Below are 26,385 nucleotides of genomic sequence, written 5' to 3'. Positions count from 1 at the left end.
ACCGCTCGGAGGATGTCGCCACGATCGGGTCCGGTCGGCTGCTACTCCCGCCAGCCGGTCAGCTCGACCCCCTTGGCCAGGTCCACCCGGAAGCCCAACGCGATCTCGCCGCTCTCGCCCGGCGCGAGCGACAGCCGCCAGGTCACCTCACCCAACTCCGTCCGCTCGACCGGCGGCGGCACCACGGTCGTCTCGCGTACCACCACCGCCTCGTCACGCGAGACCGGGAGCTGGTCACGCACCTCGACGGTCGCCGGACGGGACGTGTGGTTGTCGACGGTGATGCGGTACTCCACCTCGCGCCGCCGGGTCGACCCGAGCGTGGCCTTGGTCTCGGCGCGTCGGTGCAGCTTCCGCTCCACCCGCATCCGGTCGTCCACCCCGAGCGCCACCTCGGTCTCCTCACCCGGCGCCCACATCGGCAGCCGGGTGGAGGCGACGAAGTCGGCATCGTGGAACACCGAGGCCGGGCCCGCGAGCAGCGCGTGCTCCGAGGTGTTACGGACCGTGGCCCGCAGGTGGGCCTCGGCGGCCCGGACCGGTGCGGTGACGTGGTCCAGCCGGGCCGGTAGCTCCAGCACGGCGATGACGGCCCGGTGGGCGCTGCCGTCGGCGGGCACCGCCACCGGCCGGGCCGGCCGGTAGGTGGCCGCGCTGACCCCCTGCTCGACCTCGGCGACGCTCTCCCGCAGCTCCTGCGGGACCGGTGGCGCGGCCCGCGCCAGGCTGGCGGCCGGTGCCGCGCCGAACGCCGGCATCCCGGCCGCCATGACCGGCGGCGCCACGCGCGGCGGCGGCCGGAACCGGTCGAGATACCAGGGCGACAACTCGGGTACGCCGGTCGTCGCCGCCGGCCGGGCGGTGGAGAGGCGGAGGTCGCACTCCGGCCAGTCCTCTCCGGTGCTCTGGCTGACCATCCCGAACCAGGTGACGGTCATGGTCTCGTCGACCAGCCGCAGGTCGTAGGAGGGTTGCCACCGGGCGCCCTCCACCAGGTAGGTCAACTCCAGCTCGACGTCGGTGTCGTCGGCCTCGACCGCCACGATCACCTCGGCGGCCAGCCGATCCGGCTGCCGCTTCCCCTGCGCGGCGTCGAGATCCCGCCCGACCGCGGCCAGTTCCTCCCTCAACTCGGTCCGTCGACGGGTCAGCCCACGCCGACGGGCACGCGAGTCGGCGAGCTGAGCGACCACCGAATCGGTGAAGGCGGCGACGTCGCCGGGCGCGGCGTCGCCGGCGGCCAGCGCGCGGGCGTACGTGCCACCGGCCCGCTCGGCCAACCGGGTGAGGAACTCCCCGCGCTGCTCCTCGACGGCGTCCGCGTCGTCGAGCTCGGCCAGCTCGTCGGTCACCTCGCGACGACGCTGCTCCAGGGCGACGACCTGCGCGTCGGTGCTGCGGGCCTGCCGCCACGTGCTCACGTCCACGCCGAGCACGGTGGCGGCACCCCGACCGCCGACCCGGACCGAGTCCCGCCGCAGGCCGAGCGGCAGCGGCGCGACGCGTACGCGGTGCTGACCGGCCGCCAACCGGAGACCGCCGCGTCGGGTGACCCGGGCCCGGTCGGGATAGACGGTGACGCCGACGACGGGGGCATCGATCTCCGCAGTGTCCACGGCGGCGAGGGTAGTCGACAGCTACGACCGTTCCCTCCGGCACTGGTGACCCGTGTCGGGGCGACGACGAGCGGCCACCGAAACACTTCCGCCACTTTTCCGAAACTACCGGTTGAAAACCCTGGAACATTCTGCCAGCCTGATAGGCATCGATCGATGAGATCGCTAACATTGATCTTCCTGCCCCTGGAGGTGTCCCACACCGTCACCAGGCCCGAGCAACCGGGTGACACGTCCACATCCGAGTCCACCGCCCGCGACCACGTCCCGGCGGGCGACGGGCTCGACCACCGCCACCCTTCACCTGCCGGCCAGCCGGCCAGAGACGACTCACCTCCGCGCGGATGCCGGGCGTGAGCCCTGGTCCGGTCGGCGGACACCGCATTGCGGGTCGCCACCTGAGCGCACCCGATCAGTGACAGATACGTCCCATCCCATCAGTGGAGGATCAGCATGATCTCCCGGACCCGTCCCTCCAGGCGTCGACTCAGAGCGCTCTACGTTCCCGGAGCCGCCGCGCTGGTCGCCGTCTTCGTCGCATCACTGCTGCCCACACTCGCCCACGCCGCCGAGACCACCCTCGCGGCGGCGGCGAACCAGTCCGGCCGGTACTTCGGTGCGGCGGTGGCGGCGAACAAGCTCAACGACGGCGCGTACACGACGATCCTGAACCGCGAGTTCAACAGCGTCACGCCCGAGAACGAGATGAAGATCGACGCGACCGAGCCGCAGCAGGGCAACTTCACGTTCACCAACGCGGACCGGATCGTCAACCACGCTCTCAATCGGGGCTGGAAGGTGCGTGGCCACACGCTGGCCTGGCACTCGCAGCAGCCCGGCTGGATGCAGAACATGTCCGGCACCCAGTTGCGTAACGCCATGCTCAACCACGTCACGCGCGTCGCGACCTACTACCGGGGCAAGATCCATTCCTGGGATGTGGTGAACGAGGCGTTCGCCGACGGTGACAGTGGCGCCCGGCGCGACTCCAACCTGCAGCGCACCGGTAACGACTGGATCGAGGCGGCGTTCCGGGCCGCCCGGGCGGCGGACCCGGGCGCGAAGCTCTGCTACAACGACTACAACACCGACAACTGGAACTGGGCCAAGACCCAGGCCGTCTACCGGATGGTCCAGGACTTCAAGAACCGGGGCGTACCGATCGACTGCGTCGGGTTCCAGTCGCACTTCAACGCCCAGTCGGCGTACAACAGCAACTACCGCACCACGCTGTCCAGCTTCGCCGCCCTCGGCGTCGAGGTGCAGATCACCGAGCTGGACATCGAGGGCTCCGGCACCTCGCAGGCCAACACCTACCGCAGTGTGGTCAACGACTGCCTCGCGGTCGCCCGCTGCACCGGCATCACGGTGTGGGGCATCCGGGACACCGACTCGTGGCGCTCCGGCGGCACCCCGCTGCTCTTCGACGGCAGCGGCAACAAGAAGGCCGCGTACACGGCCACCCTGGACGCGCTGAACAGCGCCGGTCCCGGAACCACCCCCACGCCCACCACGCCGGGGCCCACCAACCCTCCGTCCGGCTCCGCCAGCGAGATCGTGGGTTCGCAGTCCGGCCGGTGCGTCGACGTGCCCAACTCCTCGCGAGACAACGGCACCCGGGTCCAGCTCTACGACTGCAACAAGCAGACGAACCAGGCATGGACGTACGACAGCTCCACCAAGCAACTCCGCGTCTACGGCGACATGTGCCTCGACGCCGCCGGCACCGGCAACAGCGCCGCCGTCCAGATCTACGCCTGCCACAGCCAGACCAACCAGCAATGGAACATCAACACCAACGGCACCATCAGCGGCGTCCAATCCGGCCGCTGCCTCGACGCCTGGAACACCACCAACGGCGCCCAGATCCAGCTCTACGACTGCCACGGACAGACCAACCAGCAGTTCCGGCTGGTCTCCCTCGGCGGTCCCACCTCACCGCCGCCGACCACGCCGCCGCCGTCGGGTAACTGCTCGCTGCCCTCGTCGTACCGGTGGTCCTCGACGGGCGCGTTGGCGCAGCCGCGGTCGGGGTGGGTGTCGTTGAAGGACTTCACCCACGCCCCCTACAACGGCCAGCAGCTCGTCTACGCCACCACCCACGACACCGGCACCAGCTGGGGGTCGATGAACTTCGGCCTCTTCTCCAACTGGAACCAGATGGGCTCGGCCAGCCAGAACGCCATGCCGTTCTCCGCCGTCGCCCCCTCACTGTTCTACTTCGCACCGCGCAACGTCTGGGTTCTGGCCTACCAGTGGGGCGGCCCGGCGTTCTCCTACCGCACGTCGACCAACCCGGCGGACGTGAACAGTTGGGGGCCGGCGCAGACGCTGTTCACCGGATCCATCTCCAACTCCGGCACCGGTCCGATCGACCAGGCTCTCATCGGTGACAGCCAGAACATGTACCTCTTCTTCGCCGGTGACAACGGCCGCATCTACCGGGCCAGCATGCCGATCGGGAACTTCCCCGGCAGCTTCGGCTCCAACTACACCACGATCATGACCGACACCACCAACAACCTCTTCGAGGGCGTGCAGGTCTACAAACTCGAAGGCGAGAACCGGTACCTCATGCTCGTCGAGGCCATCGGCTCCCAGGGACGCTACTTCCGCTCCTTCACCGCCACCAGCCTGGGTGGCACCTGGACCCCCCAGGCCGCCACCGAGAGCAACCCGTTCGCCGGTAAGGCCAACAGCGGCGCCACCTGGACCAACGACATCAGCCACGGCGAACTACTGCGCACCAACGCCGACCAGACCATGACCGTGAACGCCTGCAACCTGCAACTGCTCTACCAGGGCCGTTCACCCAACTCCGGCGGCGACTACGGCCTCCTGCCGTACCGCCCCGGACTACTCACCCTGCAACGCTGACCGCGCGCAGGTCCGGCTAGGGCACAGCCGGCGCGGGCGGGTCCGGTGCATACCGGACCCGCCCATCCCACACCCACCCCCACCACCAGGAGGTATCGACAGTGCGAGGACATGCGCCCCCTCCCCCGCCCTCGGGGATCACTGACGCTCACCGAGCGTCCCCCGGCGTTCGGGGACGGCTGTTCACGCTCGCCACCGCCGGACTCGCCGCCGCCGTCGGCTTGCTCACCATCACCATGGCGACCGGGTCGGCGTCGGCCGCCGACAACCCGTACCAGCGGGGTCCGGACCCCACCCGGAACAGCGTCGCGGCCGAGAACGGCCCCTTCGCCAACACGTCGGTCAGCGTCCCGTCCGGGAACGGCTTCAACGGCGGTCGGATCTACTACCCGACCGACACCAGTCAGGGCACCTTCGGTGCCATCGCGATCTCGCCGGGATACACCGCGCTGTTCTCCGCCGAACTGGCGTGGATGGGACCGTGGCTGGCCTCGCACGGTTTCGTGGTGATCGGCATCGAGACCAACAGCCGCAACGACTTCGACACGGCGCGCGGCACCCAGTTGCTCGCCGCTCTGGACTACCTGACGCAGCAGAGCACGGTCCGCAACCGGGTCGACCCGAACCGGCTGGCCGTCGCGGGTCACTCGATGGGCGGCGGCGGGGCGCTGAGCGCCGCGATGCGACGCCCGTCGCTGAAGGCGGTGGCCGGCATCACGCCGTACTCGCCGTCGTCGAACCTGGCCAACGACCGGGTGCCCACGATGATCATCTCCGGACAGGCGGACACGGTGGTCACCCCGTCGTACGCGCTCGGTCTGTACAACAGCATTCCGGCCACGACGGAGAGCGTCTACCTGGAGGTCGCCGGTGGCGACCACGGATTCATGGTCGGCCGGTCGAACCCGGTGCTGATCCGGACCATGCTGCCGTTCCTGAAGACGTTCGTCGACAACGACGCCCGGTACACCCAGTTCCTCTGCCCGCTGGTGGACAACAGCGGGGTGGTCACCTACCGCAATACGTGCCCGTTGTTGCCGCCGCCGACCGGTACGCCGACGCCGACCCCCACCACGCCCGGGCCGACGACGCCGCCGCCCACCACGCCGCCGCCCGGCTCCGCCAGCGAGATCGTCGGTACGCAGTCCGGCCGGTGCGTCGACGTCCCCAACTCGTCACGCACCAACGGCACCCGCGTCCAGCTCTACGACTGCAACCGGCAGACCAACCAGACCTGGACCTACAACACCAGCACCAAGCAACTCCGCGTCTACGGCGACATGTGCCTCGACGCCGCCGGCACCGGCAACAGCGCCGCCGTCCAGATCTACGCCTGCCACAGCCAGACCAACCAGCAATGGAACATCAACACCAACGGCACCATCAGCGGCGTCCAATCCGGCCGCTGCCTCGACGCCTGGAACACCACCAACGGCGCCCAGATCCAGCTCTACGACTGCCACGGACAGACCAACCAGCAGTTCCGCCTCGCGGCCAGATGATCATGACCGGCCCGGTCGGTACGCAGGTCTCCAAGCTGCGCAGCCGGGTCCTACAGGTCTGAGCGCCAGATGAAACGGGCGGGCTCGATCATGTCGAGCCCGCCCGTTGCCGCGTACGTCCGACTGCGGGCTCCGTAGGCTTGGGCTGGTGACATCTGTGCGGGAACGGATCAGGGCGGTTCTCGCCGGGGCGGTCGACTACGAGGCGGGGCTGGACGCGCTCACCGTCACACCGTCGGTCGACGTCGACCCGGCGCTGGTGGCGGCGAGGGACGAGGCGTTCGCGCGGCTGTGGCGGGGCGGATGGCAGCCGGCCGAGCTGCACCGGGTGGTCGCGCGGCGGGGCCTGCCGCGCCAGGCCGACCTGGTGACCGACGCGGTCGCCGCGTACCTGCGACGGTTTCCCCGGACCACGGTCGACCGGCGGTGGCTGGCGCAGGCGGACGCCCTCGGGGCGCAGGTCTGGTGGGCGGACGACGCCAGGTATGTCGACGCGCTCGTGGCCCGCTGGCGGCTCGACCGGGTGGCCGTACTCGATCTGGTGTTGGGCCTGCTCGCCATCCTGGCCGCGCTCCCGCCGATCGAGGTACTCGTCCCGCCGCCCGGGTCCGCCGCCGCACCCGTCGCCGGGCCGGGATCGTCCCGGATCGACACCCGGCTGCTGGACCGGGTACGCGCCCTGCTGGCCAAGGCGGAATCGACGACCTTTCCGGCCGAGGCGCAGGCGTACACCGCCAAAGCGCAGGAACTGGTCACCCGGCACAGCCTGGACGAGGCGCTGCTGGCAGCGCGGAGCGGTGACGCGTCACCGGTGGTGCCGTACGCGCGCCGGATCGGCGTGGACCACCCGCACGACGGGGAGAAGGCGTCCCTGCTGGCCGCCGTCGCCAAGGCGAACCGCTGCCACACGGTCTGGTCGCCGGAACTGGCGTTCAGCACCGTCTTCGGGTTCGACACCGACATCGACGCGGTGGACCTGCTCTACACCTCGCTGCTGGTGCAGGCGCACCAGGCGATGGCACGGACCGAGCCGCCGGGCGGTAAGGCCGGTCGGAGCCGGCTGAAGGCGTACCGTCAGTCGTTCCTGGTGGCTTTCGCCGACCGGATCGACGAACGGCTGACCGCCGCGGCGCAGGTCGCGTTGGCGCAGGTCAGCGATCGGCGAGACGGAAACGACGCGAGCGACCTGCTTCCGGTGCTCGCCGCGCGGGACGAGCAGATCCGCGAGACCATGCGGCGGGTCTTCCCGGACACGGTCCGGTCCCGGGCCATCCGGGTGGACAGCCGCGACGGTTGGGAGTCCGGTCGGCAGGCCGCTGACCGCGCCTCCCTGCCGTCCGACACCAGGCGGTGACGGGATGTCCCGCCCGTCCGAGCCCACCGCACCCCGTTGGCACAGCAGGTGCAGGTTCCTGGCCCACACGCGTCGGTCGACCGCGGGCGGTTCTGGCGACAGGACGACCGTCCGCACCGGGTCACGGCGCGGACGGTCGCCTCGCGATCAGCTCCCGAAGGTGCCGATGTAGAGCAGGCGGTTGGGTGAGCCGGCTCCGGGGTTGACGACGACGTTCGGGGTAGCGGCGGCGACGATCGCCGCGTTCACGGTCGCCGGCGACGCCGACGGGTTGTTCCGCAGGTAGATCGCGGCGGCGCCGGCCACGTGCGGGGCGGCGAACGAGGTGCCGCTACCGGTGTACGTGGCGGTGTTGCTGGTCCGCCACGCGGCGGTGATCGACACACCCGGGGCGAACAGGTCCAGCGCGGTGCCGTAGTTGGACCAGGTCGGCCGGGTGTCGGTGCGGTCGGTGGCCCCGACGGTCAGCGCCTCGGTGACCCGGGCCGGTGAGGTGCCGGTGGCCGGTACACCGGAGTTGCCCGCGGCGATGGCGTAGGTGATGCCCGCGTTGATGGATCGCCGGACCGCAGCGTCGAGGGTGGTGCTGGCGCCACCGCCGAGGCTCAGGTTGGCCACCGCCGGCCGGGTCGCATTCGCGGTAACCCAGTCGACACCGGCGATGACACCGGCCGTGGTGCCGGAACCGCTGTTGTTGAGCACCCGGACCCCGACGACGGTGGCGTTCTTGGCCACCCCGTAGGCGCTCCCGGCGGCGACCGAGGCGACGAAGGTGCCGTGCCCGTTACCGTCGTCGGTGTTGTAGTCGTTGTCGACTGCGTCGTAGCCGTGCACCGCCCGGCCGCCGAAGTCCTGGTGGCTGATCCGGACTCCGGTGTCGACCACGAAGATCCGCACCCCGTTGCTCGGACCGTAGGTGAACGACTGGTTCAGCGGCAGGTTCCGCTGGTCGATGCGGTCGAGACCCCAGGACGGCGGATTCGGCTGGGTCGCCAGCGCCTGTACCCGCTGGTTCTGCTCGACGTAGGCGACGGTCGGGTCGGCCGCCAGCCGACGGGCGGCCCGCTCGGTGAGGGTGGCGGAGTAGCCGTTGACCGTCCGCCCGTAGAGCCGGTCGACCTGGCCACCGCCGTACCGGGTGGTGACACGCTCCGCGCCGGCACGGGTGAGCTGCTGCCCGTCCTTGAGTACGACGATGTAGCTGCCCGCGACGGCGGTCGGCAGGTCGGCGCCGAGAATGGTGCCGGTGACCGGCGTGGCCGCCGCCGGGTTGACCCCGGCCGTGGCGAGTAGTGCACCCGCGAGCGTGGCGGCGCCCAGAATACCGAGCCGGCGGCGGGTGGCGAGGTGGGTGAGCCTCACGTGGCTGCTCCTTCCTGGGCCGGCCGTGGCAGCGGCCGGCGCATGCCGCACACAGTCCAATCTGGACGACGGTGCGCGGTATCCCTTGTGATGCACCGGGTTCGGTGCGACACCCAGGCTAGGGAAGGATGAGCCATCGATGGTTGCGGTTGCTTTAGGCTTCTGTTGCCGGCTTGCTCCAGCCGTAACGAAACGACCTGTGACAGGTCAGGTCGCCCGGCCGGCGGAGACGGTCGTCTGGTTGCCGGCCATGAGACGTCCCGGCGCATCGCGGTCAGGGGCGGCCGGGGTGGCCGCATCGCCGGGGTGGTGCGGCGTCCAGGGCGGCTCACGCAGCGCAGGACAGTGTTCGGCGGTCGGGTGGTTCGCGATGTCGATCATGCGGTCGAGGGCGTCGCGGGCGGCGGCGAGGTCGGCCATGGCGGCAGTGATCCGGTCACGTTCGACGGCCAGCAGCGCGAACGCCTCGCGCGATCCGTGTCCGGCGTCGACGTAGGGCATCAGCTGCAGGATGGTCCGGCTGGGCACACCGGCGGCGAAGAACTGTTGGATCAACCGGACCCGTTCGACGGCTGATTCGGGATAGGTGCGCTGGCCCCTGGGGCTCCGCTCCGACGTGAGCAGACCCTGCTCCTCGTAGTACCGCAGCGCTCGCGTACTCACGCCGGAGCGCCGCGCGACGTCACCGATCCGCATCCACGTCCTCCTTCGGCTTCGCAATCCGACTTGCCCTTGACGTCAACGTCAGCTTTTACCGTAGTCGACGTCGGGCCGGACACGGTCCCACCCCATCCCGAGATGACCAGGCAGGGAGCACGGAACCCATGAACATCGCCGACCAGATCGCCCTCGTCACCGGATCCAACCGTGGAATCGGCCGCCAGTTCGTGCTCGAGTTGCTCGAACGCGGAGCGCGCAGGGTGTACGCGACGGCCCGTCGCCCCGAGAGCCTCGGCTTCGCCGACAGCCGCGTGGTGCCGCTGCGACTCGACCTGCTCGACCACGAGTCCGTCGTCGCCGCCGCAGCGGCCGCGCGTGACGTCACGCTTCTCGTCAACAACGCCGGCATCGCGACCGGCGCCCCGCTCGTCACCGGTGAGATCGCCGAGGTCCGCCGCGAGATGGACACGCACTTCTGGGGCACCCTCGACGTGATCCGCGAGTTCACCCCCGTACTCGCCGCGAACGGCGGTGGCGCGATCGTGAACGTGCTCTCGGCACTGTCGTGGTTCGCCGGCCCGGGTACCGGCGCGTACTCCGCCGCCAAGGCCGCCGAGTGGAACATGACGAACGGTGTACGCCTCGAACTGGCCGCCCAGGGCACTCTGGTCCAGGGCGTACTCCTCGGTGCCGCCGACACGGACATCACGGCCGACTACGACGGACCCAAGATCGACCCTCGTGACGTCCCGCGTCGATCGCTCGACGGGCTGGCCGCCGGGTCGATCGAGGTGATCGTCGACGACTGGACCGCGATGGTGAAGGCGTCCCTCGCCGACGACCCGGCCCCGTTCTACACGCGGGTCACCGAGATGCTGGGCGCCAGCTGAGCTACCCGGCCCACCTCACGGAACAAGGATCGTCTTGCCCCGGATGCGTCCGGCCTCGGCGTCGCGGTGCACCGAGGCCAGGTCGGCGAGAGGACGCGACGCAGCGATGTCGAGACGGACGGCCCCGGCGTCGACCAGGGCGACGAGGGCGCCGAGGTGACGGGTGTCGTTGCGGGCCACGAAGCGTACTGCCCTCACCGCCGACCCGGCGGGTGCCGTCAGCGCGCCGGCGGCGGACACGACGACGCCTCCTGGGCGCACCAGCGACATCAGTGCCGCGGCGTGCCCGGCACCGACCACGACGACGTTGACGATCACGTCGACCGGGGCATCGAGCGCGTCGCCGAGGGGCGTGTTCGTGTAGTCGACGATCTCGTCGGCTCCGAGGTGACGGACCACTGCGGTACTGCGCGGGCTGGCCGTGGCGATGACGTGGGCACCGACGTGCTTGGCGAGCTGGACCACGAACCCGCCGACGCCACCGCCCGCTCCGTTGACCAGTACCCGTTGCCCTGGAGTGATGCCCGCGTGCGCGAACACCGCCTGCCAGGCCGTGACACCGGCGATGGGGATGGCGGCGGCGTGCGGGAGGGGAACGGTGGTGGGCGCCGCCACGACGGTGTCGGCAGCGGCGGTGACGAACTCGGCCGCGGCACCGCCCGTGTCGAGCCGTCCGACGACCCGGTCGCCCACGGCGAGGGTGTCCACACCGTCGCCGAGCTCGACGATCGTGCCGGCGACATCCCCGCCGAGGGTGTACGGCAGATCCAGCGGGAAGACGGCACGCAGCAGTCCCCGGCGCAGCCCGATGTCGGACGGATTGAACGAGGTCGCGGCGACCGTGATCAGCACCTCGTTCCGGCCCGGCGTCGGGCGCGGCACGTCCTCCTCCCGGATGACCGAGGCATCGCCGTACTGGTGGATTCGCATGGCTCTCACCACTCGAACCTATGGCGGCACCCGAAGACGATCCATGCTCTGTAGTCCCCCATTCATACTCGATCGTCCTCGCGGCGATATCCTGGCCCCGATGGACGTACTCAGCGACGTGATCACGGTCATGCGAGCCGGCCGGCCGCGCTCCGCGCGGATCGCGTGGTACGCCCCGTGGGCGCAGCGGTTCGCACCCGTACCCGGCTCCGCCGGTTTCCAGATCGTCCTCCAGGGGCCGTGCTGGCTCATCGCACCGGACACCGACCCGGTGCCGCTTGCCGCCGGGGACATCGTGTTCCGGCCGCACGGTCCGGGCCACACGCTGGCCGACAGCCCGACGACCTCACCCACCGCGCCCGCCTGCGACCCGAACGACCCTGGCCTGTCGCGCTACGTCTCGGACGTCGGCGACGCCGCTGCCACAGTTACCCTGTGCGGCGCGTACGAACTCGATCCGGTCCATACGCATCCGCTGCTCGACGACCTGCCCGCGCTCATTCACCTGCCCGCGCACCTCGGGCGACACCCGGAGCTACGCGCCACCGTGGACCTGCTCGCCAGCGAACTGGAACGGCCCCGCCTCGGCACCGACGCCATCATCCCGGCACTGCTCGACACCCTGCTGCTGCACATCCTGCGTGCCTGGCTCGACCGCAACCCGTCCTCGCCGACCGTGGCAACGGGCTGGGCGGCGGCACTCACCGATCCGGTCACTGCGGCGGCGTTGCAGGCCATCCACGGTGACCCCGCGCGACCATGGACCGTCGCGGCACTCGCCGCCGAGGTGGGGCTGTCCCGAGCACCGTTCGCGCGCCGTTTCACCGCGATGCTCGGCCAGCCGCCGATGGCCTACCTGACCTGGTGGCGGATGACCACCGCCGCCCGGCTTCTCCACCAGTCCGACACGCCGCTGCGCGGCATCTCGGAGCGAGTCGGCTACACGTCGGAGTTCGCGTTCGCCGCCGCTTTCAAACGCCGGTACGGCACCTCCCCCGGCAGATACCGCCGCGCCGGGCGGTAACGACAGCGGTCCGCGGACGTGCGTGCGGACGTCAACGCGTCCACCAGGATGCCCCCGTTCCGATCCACGACGCCCAGAGTGTGGAACCACGGCTGTTCTCGTTCAGCTCCAGCGCCTGCTGCACGACGCGCAAGGCGTCACGCCCCGACGCCGGTCACCGCGCGGTGGGAGCGGATCCGATCGTGACCACGCGCGCCCACTCCGGCGGGGAGTCCGGCCGGTAGTCCGGGTCGTCCTCGTTCCACCTGACGGCGCGGTCGAATCGCCCGACGACGGTACGGCAGGGCGGCCGCGAGTCCGGCCAGGGCGTCTGCCCGTCGGTCAGCACCACGATGGCGTCCGGGCGTGGACTCTGTCGAAGCGCGCGGACGAAGCCGGTGCGCAGGTCCGTACCACCTCCACCCACCAGCGGGATGTCCTCGGCTCGGCACATCGCACGGACCACTTGCGCCGACGCGTCACAGGGCAGCACGGTGACCAGGTCACGGCGACCGCCGACGGACCGGACGATCGCGGCGACCTCGAGCAGGGCCGCGCCCAGTTCGAGATCGCTGACCGAACCGGAGGTGTCGATGATGACGCAGACCCGTGGAGGCCGACGCCGCAGCGCCGGCATGACCACACCAGGCATGCTCGCGGAGCGCCGCGACGGCCGGCCGTAGGTGTAGTCCTCGCCCACGCCCGCTGCGGAGACCGCCGAGCGGACCGCCGCTCCCAACAGGTCCCGCCACGGTTGTGGTGGATGGAATGCCTGTTCCGCCCACCGCCGCCAGCCCCGGGGGGCGTTTCCCGGTCGGCCGGTGATGCCCTCGGCCACCCGGAATCGCACGGCGTCGCACTCATGCGGACTCAGCGCGGGTGCGCCGTCCGGTCCGAGATCCCAGTCCCGGTGCCGTCCGTCGGCACCGCTGCCGCAGTCCAGCCACGCCCAGTCCTGGGTACGCGGCCCGAGTCGGAACTGTCGCAGGTAGTCCTCCATCAGCTGCCCCTCGGGCAACAGCAGATGACTCGGTTCGACCGCACCTGCGGGACGGGCCAGCCCGTCGCCGAAGACGTCGTCGTTGATCTCGCAGTCTGCGGCGATGTTGATCCGCAGTCGCTCCCCCGGCCCTGTCAACTCGCGCGTCCGGGCCACCCGGTCGCCGCGTCCATGGTGGTCCCGCAACAGATGTGACACCTCGTGCACCCAGACACCGGCGAGTTCCTCCACGGAGGTCCGGTCCACGAACGCCGGTGAGACGTAGCACCGCCATCGCGGGTCCACCGCCATCGTCGGGACCCGTCGCGATTCGACCACGTGCAGAGCGAACAGCGCCGTCGCCAGATAGGGCCGGACCCGGACGGCGTGCAGCCGGGCGGTGAACAACTTGTCCCGGTCCAGCGTTCCGGCGCTCACCGAGCGGTCCCTGCGGCGGCCGCGACTCGGGCCGCCGCCTGGTCGGCCCGCCGGGACAGGGACACCACCCCGGTGAGCCGATCCATCGCGGCGGGTACGTCCCAGTCTTCCTGGCGGAGTCGGGCGAGGGTGGAGGCGGGTACGACCACCAGGTCCGGGGCGCCGGTCTCCAGCGCTCCGGCCAGCAACTCCCAGGCAGCATCCCAGCGGGCTCGCTCGGGACGCCGCCGCACCGCCTCCACCACGGCGTCGAGGACGCTCTGGCGCAGGTCGCCTCGCTGCGGCAGGACAGCGGCGGCCGGGTCGGCCAGCAGGGACTCGGGATCCGGCAGGTCCATCCGATCCATGCTGGCCAGGAGTTCCAGTCCCGGGCCGTCGCCCACGGCGCCTCGGACCAGCATCGACAGGACGTCCCGGGAGACGTCGGCCGCCGTCGCGAAGGCGAGCAGGCGCAGGGCCATCTCCCAGCTGCGGGGCGACGGCCACGGACCACCACGACCGGTCTCGTTCGTGGGCAGCCGGTGGACGAGGGCCGGGCGGGTCGACAGGAGTCCGCACACCGCACGACGGGCGAACGCGACGGCCTCCGACAGCCGCTGCGGATCGAGTCGGGGCATCGTCGCCCGAGGCCACGTGCCTCCGAGGCCACGGACGACGACCTGCTGGTCATGGGTCCACTGCAGGTGGACGAAACGGTTGGCCAGCGGTGCGCTCAGTTCCCAGCCGTCGGCGGCCGAGGACCGTGGATTGGCGGCGGCCACGATCCGCACCTCGGCCGGCAGGTGCAGGCTGCCGATCCGCCGTTCGAGCACGAGACGCAGCAACGCGGACTGCACGGCCGGCGGGGCGGTGGACAGTTCGTCCAGGAACAGCAGGCCGCGACCACTGCGGACCAGACGCACGGCCCAGTCCGGCGGTGCCATCGGGACACCCTGGGTCGCCGGGTCGTCACCGACGACCGGGAGTCCCGAGAAGTCGGACGGCTCGTGGACGCTGGCGATCACCGTGGTGAGCGGAAGGTCCAGGGTGGCAGCGAGTTGCGTCAGCGCGGCGGTCTTGCCGATTCCCGGTTCACCCCAGAGCAGCACCGGCAGGTCGGCGGCCACGGCCAGGGTCAGTGCCTCCAACTGGGGGTCGTCGCGGGTCTCGGTGGTGGTGTCGCGCAACAGTGCGATGAGGTCGGCGGCCACGCCGAGTTGTGCCGCAGGTGCGGACTCCGCAGGGTGACGAGCAGGCAGCATGTGAGATCACCTTGAGATCGTGACGGGCCGGCCGGGAGCCGGATGGGGGCAGTCCCGCTGGTCAGCGGGGGATAGCGTGACGTGGGTGGGAGCGCCGGGCGCGTTTGGGCTGCCAGTCTCGGACGCTGGTGCCGGGCCCGCGTCCGGTCAGCCCGGCGCGGAACAGGCCGTACGTGATCCGGCGCAGGGCGGCGTTGTCCAGTTCCTGCCGTAGCTTCCCGTCGGGCAGGAGCGCGTCCGGCCCGAGTAGCGCCTCGACGGCAGCCAGCGCTCCGGCGGTGTCGCCGTGGTCCAGGCGAGCGCGGATGTCGGGAAGGGACTCCGGTCGGCGACACGCTTCGTCGATCGCCTGTAGGCAGGGCAGCGGGGTGCCGGTCAGCGCGACCAACAGTCCCTCCCGGTGAACTTCAGCCGGGTCGTGGTCGAGTGGTGTGAGAACGCCGTTCACCAGACCGATGCGGTGCCAGGCGCCCCGGCATCTCACGAGATGTGGTGACGCCTTCTGGTGCGGCGATGCCGGGGTACCGACCGTGGGATGATCGGGCGCGAGCGCGGAGGCCACCAGCGGGTGGAGGCGGTCAGCCTCGATCAGTCCCCGTTGCAGCAACTCCACGTCAGGCGTCATCCAGGTCGCCGCATGGGGCAGCACCGGCAACCCGGCGACACGACCGGCCCGTGGCGCTCCGACGATGTGTGCCGTGGGTGGTCGCGGGTCCGTTCCTGCCGGTGCGAGGTCCAGCAGCAGGCGACGTCGAGGACTGAGGCGTACCGTCACGGCACCGCTGGCGCCGCCCTCGACTTGGAGCAGCAGGGCCGCTTCGCCCGCCCACTGGCGCACCGCGTAGCCGCCCTGCCCCAGCGCGTCCCATGTCGGGTCAGCGCGCATCGGGTGGTCGGTGTCGGAGACGTCGCGTCGGGCGCCCGACCGGATCCTCAGTTCGTCGGCACGGCGTACGTCCCACAGGTGACGGTGCAGGTCGAGGCGGAACCGACGGTCGGGGCGCGGATGCGGGTGAGCGCAGTCGCGCCCGGCGCGGGAACCGGTCCACAGCGCCAGACCGATGCGCTGGCCCGCGTCCGCCCAGGCCGGTGGCGTCCGTGCGACGAGGTGCACCGGCTCGGCGTCGGCGTGGTCGGCCGGACCGTATCGCGCCAGCGAGATGGTCAGGCCCGGACGCAGCAACCCGTCGGGGGCGATCCTCGGCATGTGCCAGCGCAACAGGTCAGGTGCGAGGTGCCGGAGGTCAGCCCGTATCCGGGCGGCCAGGTCACGGCCATGACGGTGCACGACGGCCCGTAGGTCCAGGTCGACGTCGACTCGGGCGGCAGCGCATGCGCCAGCCCAGTCGCCGACGAGACGACGCGCGGTCGCAGCTTCGATCATGGAGGGCGGTACGGCGTACTCGCGTACCCGACGCCAGAGGGAGAGGCGGGAATCCGCATTCGCGGCCTGGGAGCGCATCAGCACTCACCTTGCACGAACGGGACCCCCAATCTGCGAGGAGGATTCATCGCGGCGGAGCATAGCGCCATGCCGTGACCCACGCCAAGGCCCTGAGGGCGCTGCGTCGGCAGTAAGACCGTGGAACAGGAGGTCAGAGGCCGGGGACTGTGCTCCGAGTTTTCGTGGTGGACGACATACCGCCTGCGGCATCCTAGGAAGTCATCCTGGTTCGCGCATCCATGAAGGGCCCGCCATGGGACCGGCGAACGATATGCGGAATCGTTGGACGTCCCGCCTCTTCACCGGGTGTGATGTGGCGGACCAGTGCCGCCCTCTCAGGAACCCGTGCCTCAGGTCTGGGCGTCTCGGAGGGCTGACGGGTCGCTCATGACGCGCCTGCCACGAGCAGGGCAAGCACCTGCCCGAGCAGGTTGTTGGTGACGTGCACCGCGACGGCGGGCCAGATGGAGCCGCTGCGGCGGAACACTTCGGCGGCGACCAGGCCGACGACCAGGGCGGTCACGAAGACGAGGTTCAGGCCGTGCATCAGCGCGAAGATCAATGAGCTGCCGACGACACCGACGACCGCGCCGTAGCGCAGCAGAGCCGTGGTGACGATCCCACGGAACAGGAACTCCTCGCCGATGGGCGTCAGGACCGCCAGGAACAGGAACGACAGGATCAGCGTGAGGATCCCGCCACCGGCCGCGTCGAGATACGGCTGCTGGATGTTCTCGGCAGGTCCGGTGAGGTAGTAGACCGCGGCGGCGACGATCCGGGAGACGACCAGGGCGACCAGGCCACCCGCCACCCCGATCAGCAGCCAGCGGCCGGTCGTCGGACGGACACCGAGGTCGCTCCAGTTCGTGGAGCGGATGCGCGCGGCGGCGGCGAACGCGATGAGACCGGCGACACCCGAGAGGGCGGCCAGAATGAGGCCGGACGTGACCGGGCTCAGCCCGTCCGCGGCTCCGGTCCGGTCGAGGGCGATGGGGAGTCCGTAGCCGACCAACGCCATGACGGCCAGCCCGACGAGGATCTCCGGCCAACCCGGCCGCTTCGTCTGCACCACCGTGTCCACCGCCATCGCGAGCCTCCACTGTGTATCTGGACTGAGCCGAGGCAGATAGTTGCCTTTCTTGTCCTATCCCAAACCGAACGATTCGGACCTTGCCGAGTGTGCCGTCGAGCAACGTGCTGCGGGCGGGACCGTACGGCGGCCATGGTGGACAGTAGGCTTCGATTCAGGGCGATCGGCCGTGAACTTCGATCGACTCGCGGGCGTAGTAGGCAGCGGATTCCATGACGAGGAGGGTCGCTGTGCAGGTGACGTCTGGCGCCGACGCCATCCGTCGGATCGGCAACCTGGCCGCGTCCCTGTCCAGGCGCCTCGTTGCCCGCTACCGCCGGCTGGACGTGCGACTGCGTCGGGCGGTCGCGATCACGGCAGTGCTCGCCATGCTCGGGGTCTCCGCCGTGGCGGCCAGCATCGGCACCGCCACCGCCGAGCCGGCCGTCCTGGTCGGCAAGGACGTGCCGGCCGACCAGGCGACGGCGATCGTCGCCGCGGCACTGTCGTGCCCCGCGCTCACCCCGGCGCGCCTCGCCGGTCAGGTGATGGCGGCGTCGGGTTTCGAGGCCAACCAGCGCTCCGCCGCCGGAGGGGCCGGCGTGGCCGCCCTCACCGAGGCGACGTGGCAGCGGTGGGCCCCGTGGCCGCAGGCGCCCCGGCTGGACGCCGCCGCCAACATCCTGGCCCTCGCCCGGCACATGTGTGACCTCGTCGGCCAGGTGCGGCACGCCGGTGTCAGCGGCGATCCGTGGCGGTTGGCGCTGGCCGCGTACCACTCCGGTGCCGACGCGGTCCGCGCGGCCGGTGGGGTGCCGGCGTCCGCCGAGGACTATGTCGCGACGGTCGCCGCCTATGCCGAGGGCTACGCCGGGCGGCCGGACCTGGCGGTGACCGTCGAGCCGACTCCGCCGCCGCGTCCGGTCGAGGCCGCGCCGACGCCGGGTACCGCGCCCCGACCGGTACCCGCCGCTTACCTCGACCTGGTGCTGGCCGCCGGGAAGGTCTGCGCGACGGTGACCCCGGCCCGGGTGGCGGCGCAGCTGATGGCGTCGTCGGGCTTCAACCCCAATCTGCTCGGCCCCAACGGCGGGCAGGGCATCGCGCAGTTCCTGCCGGCGATCTGGGCCCGGTACGCCGCACCGTCGGCCTCGCCGTGGGACCCGACCGTGGCGATCCCGACCCTGGGACGGGCGATGTGCAGCCTCTCCGGCGAACTGGCCGGCCTCGGGACGGACCCGTATCCGATCGCGTTGGCCGCCTACCACTGGGGCACGACGGTGGTGCAGCAGGCCGGTGGTGTGCCGGACGCGGCCGGACTCCGCGATTTCACCGGCATGGTGCTGGCGTACGTCGAGCACTACACGCGGGATGCGCGGCTCGGTGCGCCCCCGGCCACGCCGACCGCTGGCCCGAGGTCGGGTGGCCCGTCGGCACCGCCGCTCGCCGACGCTCCCCCGCCCACCCCGCCGGCCGCACCGACGCCGGATCTGCCGACCCCGGCCCGGGCGACCCCGACGCGTACGACGCCGCCGCCGGCGACGACCGCGGCCAGCTACCCCGGACGTCCGATGATCGGTTGGGAGAACCGGTGCGTGGAGGTGCCGGGGGCCAGGTCGGTGGATGGTGCCCAGTTGCAGATGGCGCGGTGTGTCTCCGGCAACGTCGGCCAGAAGTGGTCGTTCAGCAAGGGCACGATGATGGCACTCGGCAAGTGCATGGACCTGGCCTGGGCGGGCACCACCGACGGCACGGCGATCCAGCTCGCCGACTGCAACGGTGGCTGGGCCCAGCAGTTCCGGCTGACCAGTGCGGGCGACATCGTCAATCCGCACACCGACAAGTGCGTCGACATCCGGGACTGGGGCACCCGGCTGCAGTTGTGGACCTGCTCGGGTACGGCCAATCAGAAGTGGCGTCGGGGCTGAGTCTCAGTCGGTCGGCGTGGGGGTGACGGTGTCCAGGCGGGCCGAGACGACCGGGCCGCCGTCCATGCGGGCGACGGTGAAGAAGGTCAGCTCGGCGAGGGTCGCGTCGAGTTCGCCGCTGACCTCCTGCGCGCCGGGCCGGCCGTCCCACTCGACCACCTCGTGGGTCTGTCCGTCACGGGTCACTCCGAAGAGTCGGTAACGGATGCCGGTCTCCAACCCGACGACACTGGCGACGATCGTCGACCGGCCCTCGGTCTCGGCGATCGAGACCGACAGGCGAGCCGAACCACCTCCCACGCCTTCGGCGGTCGCCACGCCGACCGGGGTGACCACCGTCGGCTCGCCGGTCAACCGGGGCAGCCCGACGGCCAGGCCGCCGGCGAGGATGACGGTCGCGGCCAGTGCGCCGGCAGCGAGCCGTAGTCGGCGGGAGAACCGGCGTCGGGTGGTGGCCGGGCGGGCGCCGCGGGGACCGGTCGGGGCCGTCCGCCCCTGCGGGCCGGTGGAGGTCGGTCGGGCGCCGGGCTGGTCGTCGACCTCGCCGGACCGAGGGGCCGGTGCCACGGTGGGCGCGTCGGTGGGGGCGGTGTCCGTGGGCACGACGGCCACGGATCCGGGCGTGGGGTGCGGGTCCAGGCCGGACGGCTCGTCGTCGAGTTGCGCCAGGGCCAGCGCGAGGGGTCCCACCCGGTCGCACTCGTCGAGGCACTCCGTGCAGCCGGCGAGGTGCACCTCGAATGCCGCCTCGGAGTCGGTGTCCAGCGCACCGGCCAGATAGAGGGCGCAGGTCTGCCGCGCTGCTGCGTGGTCGTTGTCGAGGTCAGTCATCGGGCAGGTCCGGATCGGCGCGGTGCTGCGGCGGATGGCACATGTCATACCCCGTCCGTCGGCCCGACGATGGCGCGCAGTGCCCGCAGCCCGTAGTGGGCGCGGGACTTGACCGTACCCTCGGGGATGTCGAGCCGGGCGGCGATCTCGGCGGTGGACCGGCCGTGGAAGTACAGGTCGATCAACACCGTACGCTGCTCCGGCTTGAGCCTCGGCAGGGCGTCGTGGACGGTGTGCACGGCGACTATCTCCTCGACGTGGTCGGTCGTGGTCGGCATCCGGGAGACGTCGACGGCGCCGACCTCGGTGGGGCGGGCCTGTCGGGCCCGCGCCGCGTCGATCGCGATCCGTCGGGCCACGATGAACAGCCAGCGGCGCTGGGTCTCCGGGTCCGACGACAGGTGGTCGATGTTGCGCCAGGCCCGGACCATCGTCTCCTGCAACAGGTCCTCGGCGATGTGTCGGGCCCCGAGCGAGAGCTTGAGCAGGAAGCGGAACAGCGGTTCGGAGTGGGTCTCGTAGATCAGGCTCATCCGGGTGTCGGGTGTCGGTGTCTCGTCCGGTGTGGCTGAGGCGTCCGCACCGGCCCCGCTCGACACCGTCGCCACCGACCCGCCTTTCCTGTCCGGCCACCGTCGATGCCGGGGCGGGGCGGATTCCGTGGCCCTGCCCGGCTTCGTGTACCGACGGCGCGGGCGACAGCATACGGGCGTCACCTGACGATCCTGTTTCGACTCGCGCATGGTCGCCGATGTCACATGTGGACAGTCGCTCGGGCCCGGACGTCGTCGACTCGCAGGGTTCGCAGGTCGTCGACGCTGGGGGCGGTGACCGAGCGGAGCCGGCGCGCCTGCCGGGTGACCACCTCGTCGAGCAGTTGTCGGGCGTACCGGCCGTTGCCGAACGTACGCCCGGTCTCCACCTTCTCGAAGTGGCCGCGCAGGGCCGTCAACGTGTCACCCGGGCATTCGTAGCCGCTGGCCCGGGCCAGCCCCTCGAAGATCGCGACGAGTTCGTCCGGCGAGTAGTCGTCGAAGTGGATCCGGCGGGTGAACCGGGACTGCAGGCCGGCGTTGGCGGCCAGGAAGGCGGCCATCTCCGCCTCGTATCCGGCGGCGATCACCACCACCTCGTCGCGGTGGTCCTCCATGAGTTTGACCAGGGTGTCGATCGCCTCCCGCCCGAAGTCGTTGCGGGCGTCCGGCGGCGCGAGGGTGTACGCCTCGTCGATGAAGAGGACACCGCCACGGGCCCGTTCGAACGCCTCCTTGGTCCGGTGCGCGGTGTGGCCCACGTACTCTCCGACGAGGTCGGCGCGGGCGACCTCGACCAGTTGCCCGGCCGGCAGCACCCCGAGCGCGTGGAGCAGCCGGCCGTAGAGGCGGGCGACGGTGGTCTTGCCGGTGCCGGGTGGGCCGGAGAAGACCAGGTGTCGCGAGACCGACGGGGCGGGCAGTCCGGCCCGGACCCGTTGGCGGATGTTGGCGAGCAGGTCGATCAGTTCGGCCACCTCGCGTTTCACACCGGCAAGTCCGATCATGTTGCCGAGTTCACCGAGCAGGATGTCCAGTTCGGAGAGTCGGGGCGTACCCGGGCTGCCCTCGGCTTCGGGCGCGACACCGAGGTCCTGCGGCAGAAGTTGGGCCAGTTCCACGCCGGAGGAGGCGCCGGCCTCGGAGAGCCGGAACGCCTGCCGGCCGATCATGTCCTCGAACACCTTGCGGGCGACCCGGGCGTTGCCGAACGACTCGCCGCGTGGCATCGCCCGGAACCATCCGGTCAGCGCCAGGCGGGTGTCGTACTCCAGGGAGTAGTGGTGGGTGCTGCACAGCCGCTCGACGATGGTGACCAGCTCGTCGTCGGTGTAGCTGTCGAACTCCACGGTGCGGGAGAAGCGGGATGCCAGCCCCGGATTCGATTCGAGGAAGGCCCGCATCTGCGGGGAGTATCCGGCGACGATCACCACCACCTCGTCGCGGTGGTCCTCCATCAGCTTGACCAGGGTGTCGATCGCCTCCCGCCCGAAGTCGTGACCGCCGCCGCCGTCGACCGGGGCCAACGTGTACGCCTCGTCGAGGAACAGCACGCCACCGATCGCCTCGGTGAACCGTTGCGTGGTCTTCACCGCGGTGCCGCCGACGTGTTCGGCGACCAGGTCGGCGCGGGACACCTCGACCAGTTGTCCGCCGGGCAGCACCTGGAGGGCGGCCAGGATCTGGCCGTAGAGGCGAGCCACCGTGGTCTTGCCGGTGCCGGGCGCGCCGGCGAAGACCATGTGCCGGGACATCGGCGGCATCGGCAGGCCGGCGGCACTCCGTCGCTGCGCCACCCGGTGCAGTCCGACCAGGGTCGCCACCTCGCGTTTGACCCCGGCGAGTCCGACCAGCGCGTCGAGTTCCGCCAACAACGGGGTGGCCGGGTCGCCGCCCGGTCGGTCCGGCCCGTCCACGGCGGCGGTTGGTTCCGGTGCCGGGATGCCGGTCGTCGTCGGGGCGGGCCGGCCGGCTGGTGCCGGGCCGTCCTGACGTGGGTCGCCCTCCGCCGGTACGGGTCCGGTCCGGCGCACCTGTCGGCCGGCGTTGCCACGGACGGTCGTGCCATCCATCGGGACCGGCTCCAGCGTCTCCACCACCACGCCGTCGCCGGCGTTGTCGAAGATCTCGCACCGGTCGAGCCGCCCCACGGACCGGCCGGCGAACCGGATGCCGGAGCCGGCGCAGCCGTGCACCCGAGTGTGGGCCAGCCGAAGCCGTGCCCCGGAGCCGACCTCGGCACCCGACCCGCCGGTCTCACCGACGTCGCAGGAGGTCGCGGTGACCGATCCGCCCTCGTCGACGAGCAACCCGACGCCGCCGCCACGGATCCGGCAGTCGGTCAGGGTCAGCGCGCCGTCGGCGGCCACCCGGACCGTGGCCGTGCCGCCGGTGAACGTGCCGCCCTGGACGGTGCCCCGGCCGCCGTCGACGGATTCGACGGCGTGGCCGGTGCAGTCGCGGACCGTCGCGTCGGTCAGCACCGGGTCCGCACCGGCGCGCACCAGGAATCCGGTCCGGCCGCCGTCCACGCTCACCCCGGTGAACGCGCCACCGACCGGACCGTCGAGCAGCACCGCGATCCCGGTACCGCCCTCGATCCGACCGCCCTCGACCCGGGGTGCGGCCGATCCGGTGACGGCGAACGCAGCCGCCCGGGTCGCGCTGATCCGGCAGTCGAGCAGCGCGCCGGTGGCGTTCTCCAGCACGATCACGCCGTGGCCGGCGGTGCCGGTGACGGTGCACCGACGGGCGGTCGGATCGGCGTCCCCGGAGACGACGACGCCGTGCCCGCCGAGGTCGCGGAACTCGCAGTCGTCGAGGACCGGCCGACCGCCGGTGACGATCAGCCCGGAGCCTGGGCTGTCGTGCACGACGCAGCGTTCGACGCGTACCGCGCCGTCCTGCTCGACCGCGACGGCCGGGCCGTCGACCGCGCTGATGTCGCAGCCGACCACCAGGCCCCGACCGGCACGGGTGGACAGCACCCCCGCGCCCCGCACGTCGGTGACCGTGCAGTCACGCAGGACCGGGTCGGCGCCGCCGGCGATGACGACGGCAGCCGCTCCCACGTCGCGCACGGTGGTGCCGGTGACCGTACCGGCCGCACCGCCGTCGATCAGGAGACCGGCGCCGCCCGGATTGCTGAGAAGGCAGTCGCCCAGTTCGAGGCGACCGGCGGCGACGTGCACGCCGACCACCGCGTCGGCGCGTACCTCGCACTGGGTCATGCGCAGCGTGCCGGTGGCGATCTGGACCGTCGGGAAGGCCTCGTCGCCGCCGGTGAGGACCAGCCCGCGCAGCACCACGGCGCCACCGGCTTGGAACACCGCCGGACCCTCGACGCCGTGTACGGTGACCGACCCCCGACCGTCCTCGGCGACGAGGGTCACGTCGCCGGTGAGTCGTAGCCGTTCCCGGTAGACGCCCGGCTGCACGGCGACGGTGGCGCCAGGCCGGGCCAGCGCGAGCGCGTCGGAGATGGTCGGCAGGCAGTCCGGATCGGTCTGGGAGACCGACAGCACACCCTGGCTCACGGTCGGGTACCTCCACGTTCGGGCTCGGATGCCGGACCGGTGGCATCGCAGACGAGACGCCGGCCGTCGTCGTGCAGGCCGGGCGCGAACCGCAGCAGCCGGTGGGTCGCGTGCGGGGCGGCGGTGTCGGGCGGTGGCGGGGCGTCCTGTTCCAGTGCCTGACGCAGCCGCTCGCGCATCCGGCCGACCGCGTGGGCTGGTTGCGACCCGACACCGGTCAGGTCGCCGAGCAGCACCCGGGCCGGTCGGTCGTCGGTCTCGGCCGGGTCGACCGCGAGCACGACGAAGCGGCTGCCGGGCGGGAAGAGTGCCCCTGATCCGAACCGGTCGACGCGGCGGGCGGTGGCCGACCAGACGGCGAACTCCACGGTGGTCGCCGGGGCCGGCCGCCGGACCAGATCCACGTCGACGAAGGCGGGCTCGACCAGTTCGTCGCCGGGCCGGTAGCCGGCGAGGACCGGGGCGGCGACCTCGCCGTGGGCGTGCACCGCCCCGAGGACGGTGGGCAGCCGACGCAGTCCGTGCAGGGCACCCCGGGCGAGCAGTAGCCGGTCCGGGGTGTCGTCGGTGCCGCCGCGCAGGGCGGCGTTGATCCGGTCGCGCTCGGTTCCGCAGAACGCGCACAGGGCGACCAGTGCGGCGACCACGTCGGCGGCGGTGCCGGCGGCCCGGAGTCCGGGCTCCTCGGCCAGCACCCGGGTCACCATCCGGGCGTATCCGTCGTAGCGGCCGTCGAGCACCTGTCGGAGCCGGGTCCGGTCGTCCGGGTCCCACCTGTCGTCGAGCCTGCGGACGACGGCGCGGGGCGGGACCGGTCCGGACGCCCGCTCCGGGTGCGGGCCACCCGGGCTGGTGGGCCGGTGCGGCGGCCGGGCTGCCCCGGTATCCGCCGGTACGTCGGGCGATGTCTCGCCGGAGGCCAGGACCGACGGAACACCGGCCTGCGTGGTCCGGACCGGGTGCACGGGGATCGGGACGAAAGCGTCGGTGACGGGCCGAACGGGGGCGGCTTGCGCCGAGTCGGTACGGCGCGGCTCGGGGTTGGTCGGGTCCGGCGGGTCTGCCGGCGCGGGTGCCGGGACCCGCGCCGGATCGGCCCTCGGTCCGTCCGGGGGCCGGGGGCCCTCGGCGGGTTCGACGGCCTTCGGCGCGCGCCACCGGTCGCCGTCGCGCAACTCGATGAGCATGGCAGGGGCCAGCGGCGTCGGTCCGTCGCTCGCCGCAGGGCCGCGCGGCGCCGGGGCGACGGGCAGCGTTGCACCGACCTCCTGCGCACGTGGTGCGGTGGGACCGACGCGGGGCGGCCAGCGATGGAACGTCGCCGGGGTCGTCAGGGTGCCGTCGGCGGCGGCGGTGACGATGTCGGTGCAGACGAGGATCGGTTCGCCGAGGGCGGTGGCCAGTCCACCGAAGATCAGTCCGGCGGCGGCCGGACCGGTCGGTGCCGTGCCGGTGACGACCAGCACCATCGGCTGGTGATCGTCGGCCCGCACCGTCGTGAGCAGTGTGGCCAGGGTCGCCGGTGGTACCGGCCGACCGACGATCCGGAATCCGGTCGGGCCGACCTCGATCTCCACCACGAATCCCGCTGCGGCGGTCCCGGTGGCGGGCGCACCGGTGACCGGTGAACCGGTGTCCAGCAACGACCAGCCGGTGGCGGTGCGTCGACCCGGCGGGGTGAGACGGGTCGACGGTGCCAGGGTGGGCCAGACATGGCCGGTTCCGGCCGGGCGGCCGGGTGGGTAGACCAGCCACTCGTACGGGCCGGTCAACCCGGTCTGGTCCCCCGGCAGCGGGTCTCGTGGAATCGTCACCGCCTGACCGATCCGCTCCGCCAGTCCTCGTGCGGCCCGGTCGACGACGGAACGGTCGGCGTAGTCACCGAGCGGCAGCAACCGGATCCCGTCGGCGCTGCCGCCCAGCTCCGCCCCGAGCACCCGGGACAGCACCACGAAGAACTGCGGCAGGGCGGTTACCTGCGGCGTACTGACCACCGTGATCCGGTCGGTCTCGGCGGGCAGCGACCCGACGAGGCGTACCACCGGGTCCCGGTCCTCTGCCGCGGTGCGCAGCAGCAGCGCGTCGCCGACCGGTTCGGTCAGCACCCCTGTCACCGCCACCGTCGTCGCGGCCATCCGCGGTTCTCCCTTCCGCCGGTGGTGGGTGTCCCGGCCCGAGTGCCCCCACTACGA

The 26,385-nt window shown here is 71.8% G+C and carries 18 protein-coding genes; 6 read left to right on the top strand and 12 right to left on the bottom strand.

The window, feature by feature from the left end; all coding sequences use genetic code 11:
- Positions 1–41: 41 nt before the first annotated feature.
- The gene (locus ACFYTT_RS01360) at positions 42–1,616 is read right to left on the bottom strand and encodes a DUF4139 domain-containing protein (RefSeq protein ID WP_387256994.1); all 1,575 of its coding nucleotides are present in this window, start codon (positions 1,614–1,616) and stop codon (positions 42–44) included.
- Between the two features lie 453 nt (positions 1,617–2,069).
- On the opposite strand from ACFYTT_RS01360, the gene ACFYTT_RS01355 reads away from it, so the two are divergent.
- From ACFYTT_RS01355 to ACFYTT_RS01345, 3 genes are all read left to right on the top strand, one after another.
- The gene (locus ACFYTT_RS01355) at positions 2,070–4,493 is read left to right on the top strand and encodes a non-reducing end alpha-L-arabinofuranosidase family hydrolase (RefSeq protein ID WP_387256992.1); all 2,424 of its coding nucleotides are present in this window, start codon (positions 2,070–2,072) and stop codon (positions 4,491–4,493) included.
- Between the two features lie 236 nt (positions 4,494–4,729).
- Positions 4,730–5,995 carry a ricin-type beta-trefoil lectin domain protein gene (locus ACFYTT_RS01350; protein ID WP_254876803.1) on the top strand — a complete coding sequence of 422 codons (1,266 nt, stop codon included), beginning with the start codon at positions 4,730–4,732 and terminating at the stop codon, positions 5,993–5,995.
- A 148-nt stretch (positions 5,996–6,143) separates the two neighbouring features.
- A complete protein-coding gene (locus tag ACFYTT_RS01345) occupies positions 6,144–7,349 on the top strand; it encodes a DUF2786 domain-containing protein (protein WP_387256988.1) in 1,206 nt (401 codons plus the stop codon).
- Positions 7,350–7,496: 147 nt separating this feature from the next.
- Here ACFYTT_RS01345 and ACFYTT_RS01340 read toward each other — a convergent pair whose 3' ends face one another.
- Positions 7,497–8,711, bottom strand: coding sequence for a S8 family peptidase (locus ACFYTT_RS01340; RefSeq protein WP_357216147.1), 1,215 nt, complete (start codon positions 8,709–8,711; stop codon positions 7,497–7,499).
- Between the two features lie 207 nt (positions 8,712–8,918).
- Positions 8,919–9,407, bottom strand: coding sequence for a MerR family transcriptional regulator (locus ACFYTT_RS01335; protein WP_357216144.1), 489 nt, complete (start codon positions 9,405–9,407; stop codon positions 8,919–8,921).
- Between the two features lie 128 nt (positions 9,408–9,535).
- Here ACFYTT_RS01335 and ACFYTT_RS01330 point away from each other — a divergent pair, with 128 nt between their 5' ends.
- The gene (locus tag ACFYTT_RS01330) at positions 9,536–10,261 is read left to right on the top strand and encodes an SDR family oxidoreductase (RefSeq protein ID WP_131053558.1); all 726 of its coding nucleotides are present in this window, start codon (positions 9,536–9,538) and stop codon (positions 10,259–10,261) included.
- Positions 10,262–10,276: 15 nt separating this feature from the next.
- Here ACFYTT_RS01330 and ACFYTT_RS01325 read toward each other — a convergent pair whose 3' ends face one another.
- The gene (locus ACFYTT_RS01325; protein WP_201272389.1) at positions 10,277–11,191 is read right to left on the bottom strand and encodes an NADP-dependent oxidoreductase; all 915 of its coding nucleotides are present in this window, start codon (positions 11,189–11,191) and stop codon (positions 10,277–10,279) included.
- A gap of 100 nt (positions 11,192–11,291) precedes the next feature.
- Between ACFYTT_RS01325 and ACFYTT_RS01320 the strand changes: the two genes are divergently transcribed.
- Positions 11,292–12,215: an AraC family transcriptional regulator gene (locus ACFYTT_RS01320; RefSeq protein WP_131053556.1), complete on the top strand. Its 924-nt coding sequence runs from the start codon at positions 11,292–11,294 to the stop codon at positions 12,213–12,215.
- Positions 12,216–12,369: 154 nt separating this feature from the next.
- Here ACFYTT_RS01320 and ACFYTT_RS01315 read toward each other — a convergent pair whose 3' ends face one another.
- From ACFYTT_RS01315 to ACFYTT_RS01300, 4 genes are all read right to left on the bottom strand, one after another.
- Positions 12,370–13,611 carry a VWA-like domain-containing protein gene (locus ACFYTT_RS01315; RefSeq protein ID WP_131053555.1) on the bottom strand — a complete coding sequence of 414 codons (1,242 nt, stop codon included), beginning with the start codon at positions 13,609–13,611 and terminating at the stop codon, positions 12,370–12,372.
- Positions 13,608–14,852, bottom strand: a complete 1,245-nt coding sequence (locus ACFYTT_RS01310; RefSeq protein WP_131053554.1) for a MoxR family ATPase — start codon at positions 14,850–14,852, stop codon at positions 13,608–13,610. Before ACFYTT_RS01310 ends, ACFYTT_RS01315 begins: the two co-directional genes overlap by 4 nt.
- A gap of 61 nt (positions 14,853–14,913) precedes the next feature.
- Positions 14,914–16,314 (bottom strand): hypothetical protein, encoded by a 1,401-nt coding sequence (locus tag ACFYTT_RS01305; RefSeq protein ID WP_131053553.1) that lies wholly within the window; start codon positions 16,312–16,314, stop codon positions 14,914–14,916.
- Between the two features lie 367 nt (positions 16,315–16,681).
- Positions 16,682–17,383 carry a CPBP family intramembrane glutamic endopeptidase gene (locus ACFYTT_RS01300; protein ID WP_131053552.1) on the bottom strand — a complete coding sequence of 234 codons (702 nt, stop codon included), beginning with the start codon at positions 17,381–17,383 and terminating at the stop codon, positions 16,682–16,684.
- A gap of 233 nt (positions 17,384–17,616) precedes the next feature.
- On the opposite strand from ACFYTT_RS01300, the gene ACFYTT_RS01295 reads away from it, so the two are divergent.
- A complete protein-coding gene (locus tag ACFYTT_RS01295; RefSeq protein ID WP_131053551.1) occupies positions 17,617–19,293 on the top strand; it encodes a ricin-type beta-trefoil lectin domain protein in 1,677 nt (558 codons plus the stop codon).
- 3 nt (positions 19,294–19,296) lie between these two features.
- Here the strand turns inward: ACFYTT_RS01295 and ACFYTT_RS01290 are convergent, their stop codons facing one another.
- From ACFYTT_RS01290 to ACFYTT_RS01275, 4 genes are all read right to left on the bottom strand, one after another.
- Positions 19,297–20,124 (bottom strand): zf-HC2 domain-containing protein, encoded by an 828-nt coding sequence (locus ACFYTT_RS01290; protein WP_387256980.1) that lies wholly within the window; start codon positions 20,122–20,124, stop codon positions 19,297–19,299.
- A 44-nt stretch (positions 20,125–20,168) separates the two neighbouring features.
- Complete coding sequence (locus ACFYTT_RS01285) at positions 20,169–20,732, bottom strand: sigma-70 family RNA polymerase sigma factor (RefSeq protein ID WP_236145703.1); 564 nt, start codon at positions 20,730–20,732, stop codon at positions 20,169–20,171.
- 146 nt (positions 20,733–20,878) lie between these two features.
- Positions 20,879–24,193 carry a right-handed parallel beta-helix repeat-containing protein gene (locus ACFYTT_RS01280; RefSeq protein WP_387256977.1) on the bottom strand — a complete coding sequence of 1,105 codons (3,315 nt, stop codon included), beginning with the start codon at positions 24,191–24,193 and terminating at the stop codon, positions 20,879–20,881.
- Positions 24,190–26,328: a hypothetical protein gene (locus ACFYTT_RS01275; RefSeq protein ID WP_387256974.1), complete on the bottom strand. Its 2,139-nt coding sequence runs from the start codon at positions 26,326–26,328 to the stop codon at positions 24,190–24,192. Before ACFYTT_RS01275 ends, ACFYTT_RS01280 begins: the two co-directional genes overlap by 4 nt.
- Positions 26,329–26,385: the final 57 nt, after the last annotated feature.

Source organism: Micromonospora sp. NPDC003816 (assembly GCF_042874705.1).
Classification (GTDB): Bacteria; Actinomycetota; Actinomycetes; order Mycobacteriales; family Micromonosporaceae; genus Micromonospora.
This window is presented reverse-complemented; position numbering and strand designations above follow the sequence as displayed.

Coding starts and splice junctions, on each gene's coding strand:
- ACFYTT_RS01355 (WP_387256992.1), top strand. CDS start 2,070: ATGATCTCCCGGACCCGTCCCTCCAGGCGTCGACTCAGAGCGCTCTAC.
- ACFYTT_RS01350 (WP_254876803.1), top strand. CDS start 4,730: ATGGCGACCGGGTCGGCGTCGGCCGCCGACAACCCGTACCAGCGGGGT.
- ACFYTT_RS01335 (WP_357216144.1), bottom strand. CDS start 9,407: ATGCGGATCGGTGACGTCGCGCGGCGCTCCGGCGTGAGTACGCGAGCG.
- ACFYTT_RS01330 (WP_131053558.1), top strand. CDS start 9,536: ATGAACATCGCCGACCAGATCGCCCTCGTCACCGGATCCAACCGTGGA.
- ACFYTT_RS01325 (WP_201272389.1), bottom strand. CDS start 11,191: ATGCGAATCCACCAGTACGGCGATGCCTCGGTCATCCGGGAGGAGGAC.
- ACFYTT_RS01320 (WP_131053556.1), top strand. CDS start 11,292: ATGGACGTACTCAGCGACGTGATCACGGTCATGCGAGCCGGCCGGCCG.
- ACFYTT_RS01310 (WP_131053554.1), bottom strand. CDS start 14,852: ATGCTGCCTGCTCGTCACCCTGCGGAGTCCGCACCTGCGGCACAACTC.
- ACFYTT_RS01305 (WP_131053553.1), bottom strand. CDS start 16,314: ATGCGCTCCCAGGCCGCGAATGCGGATTCCCGCCTCTCCCTCTGGCGT.
- ACFYTT_RS01300 (WP_131053552.1), bottom strand. CDS start 17,383: ATGGCGGTGGACACGGTGGTGCAGACGAAGCGGCCGGGTTGGCCGGAG.
- ACFYTT_RS01290 (WP_387256980.1), bottom strand. CDS start 20,124: ATGACTGACCTCGACAACGACCACGCAGCAGCGCGGCAGACCTGCGCC.
- ACFYTT_RS01275 (WP_387256974.1), bottom strand. CDS start 26,328: ATGGCCGCGACGACGGTGGCGGTGACAGGGGTGCTGACCGAACCGGTC.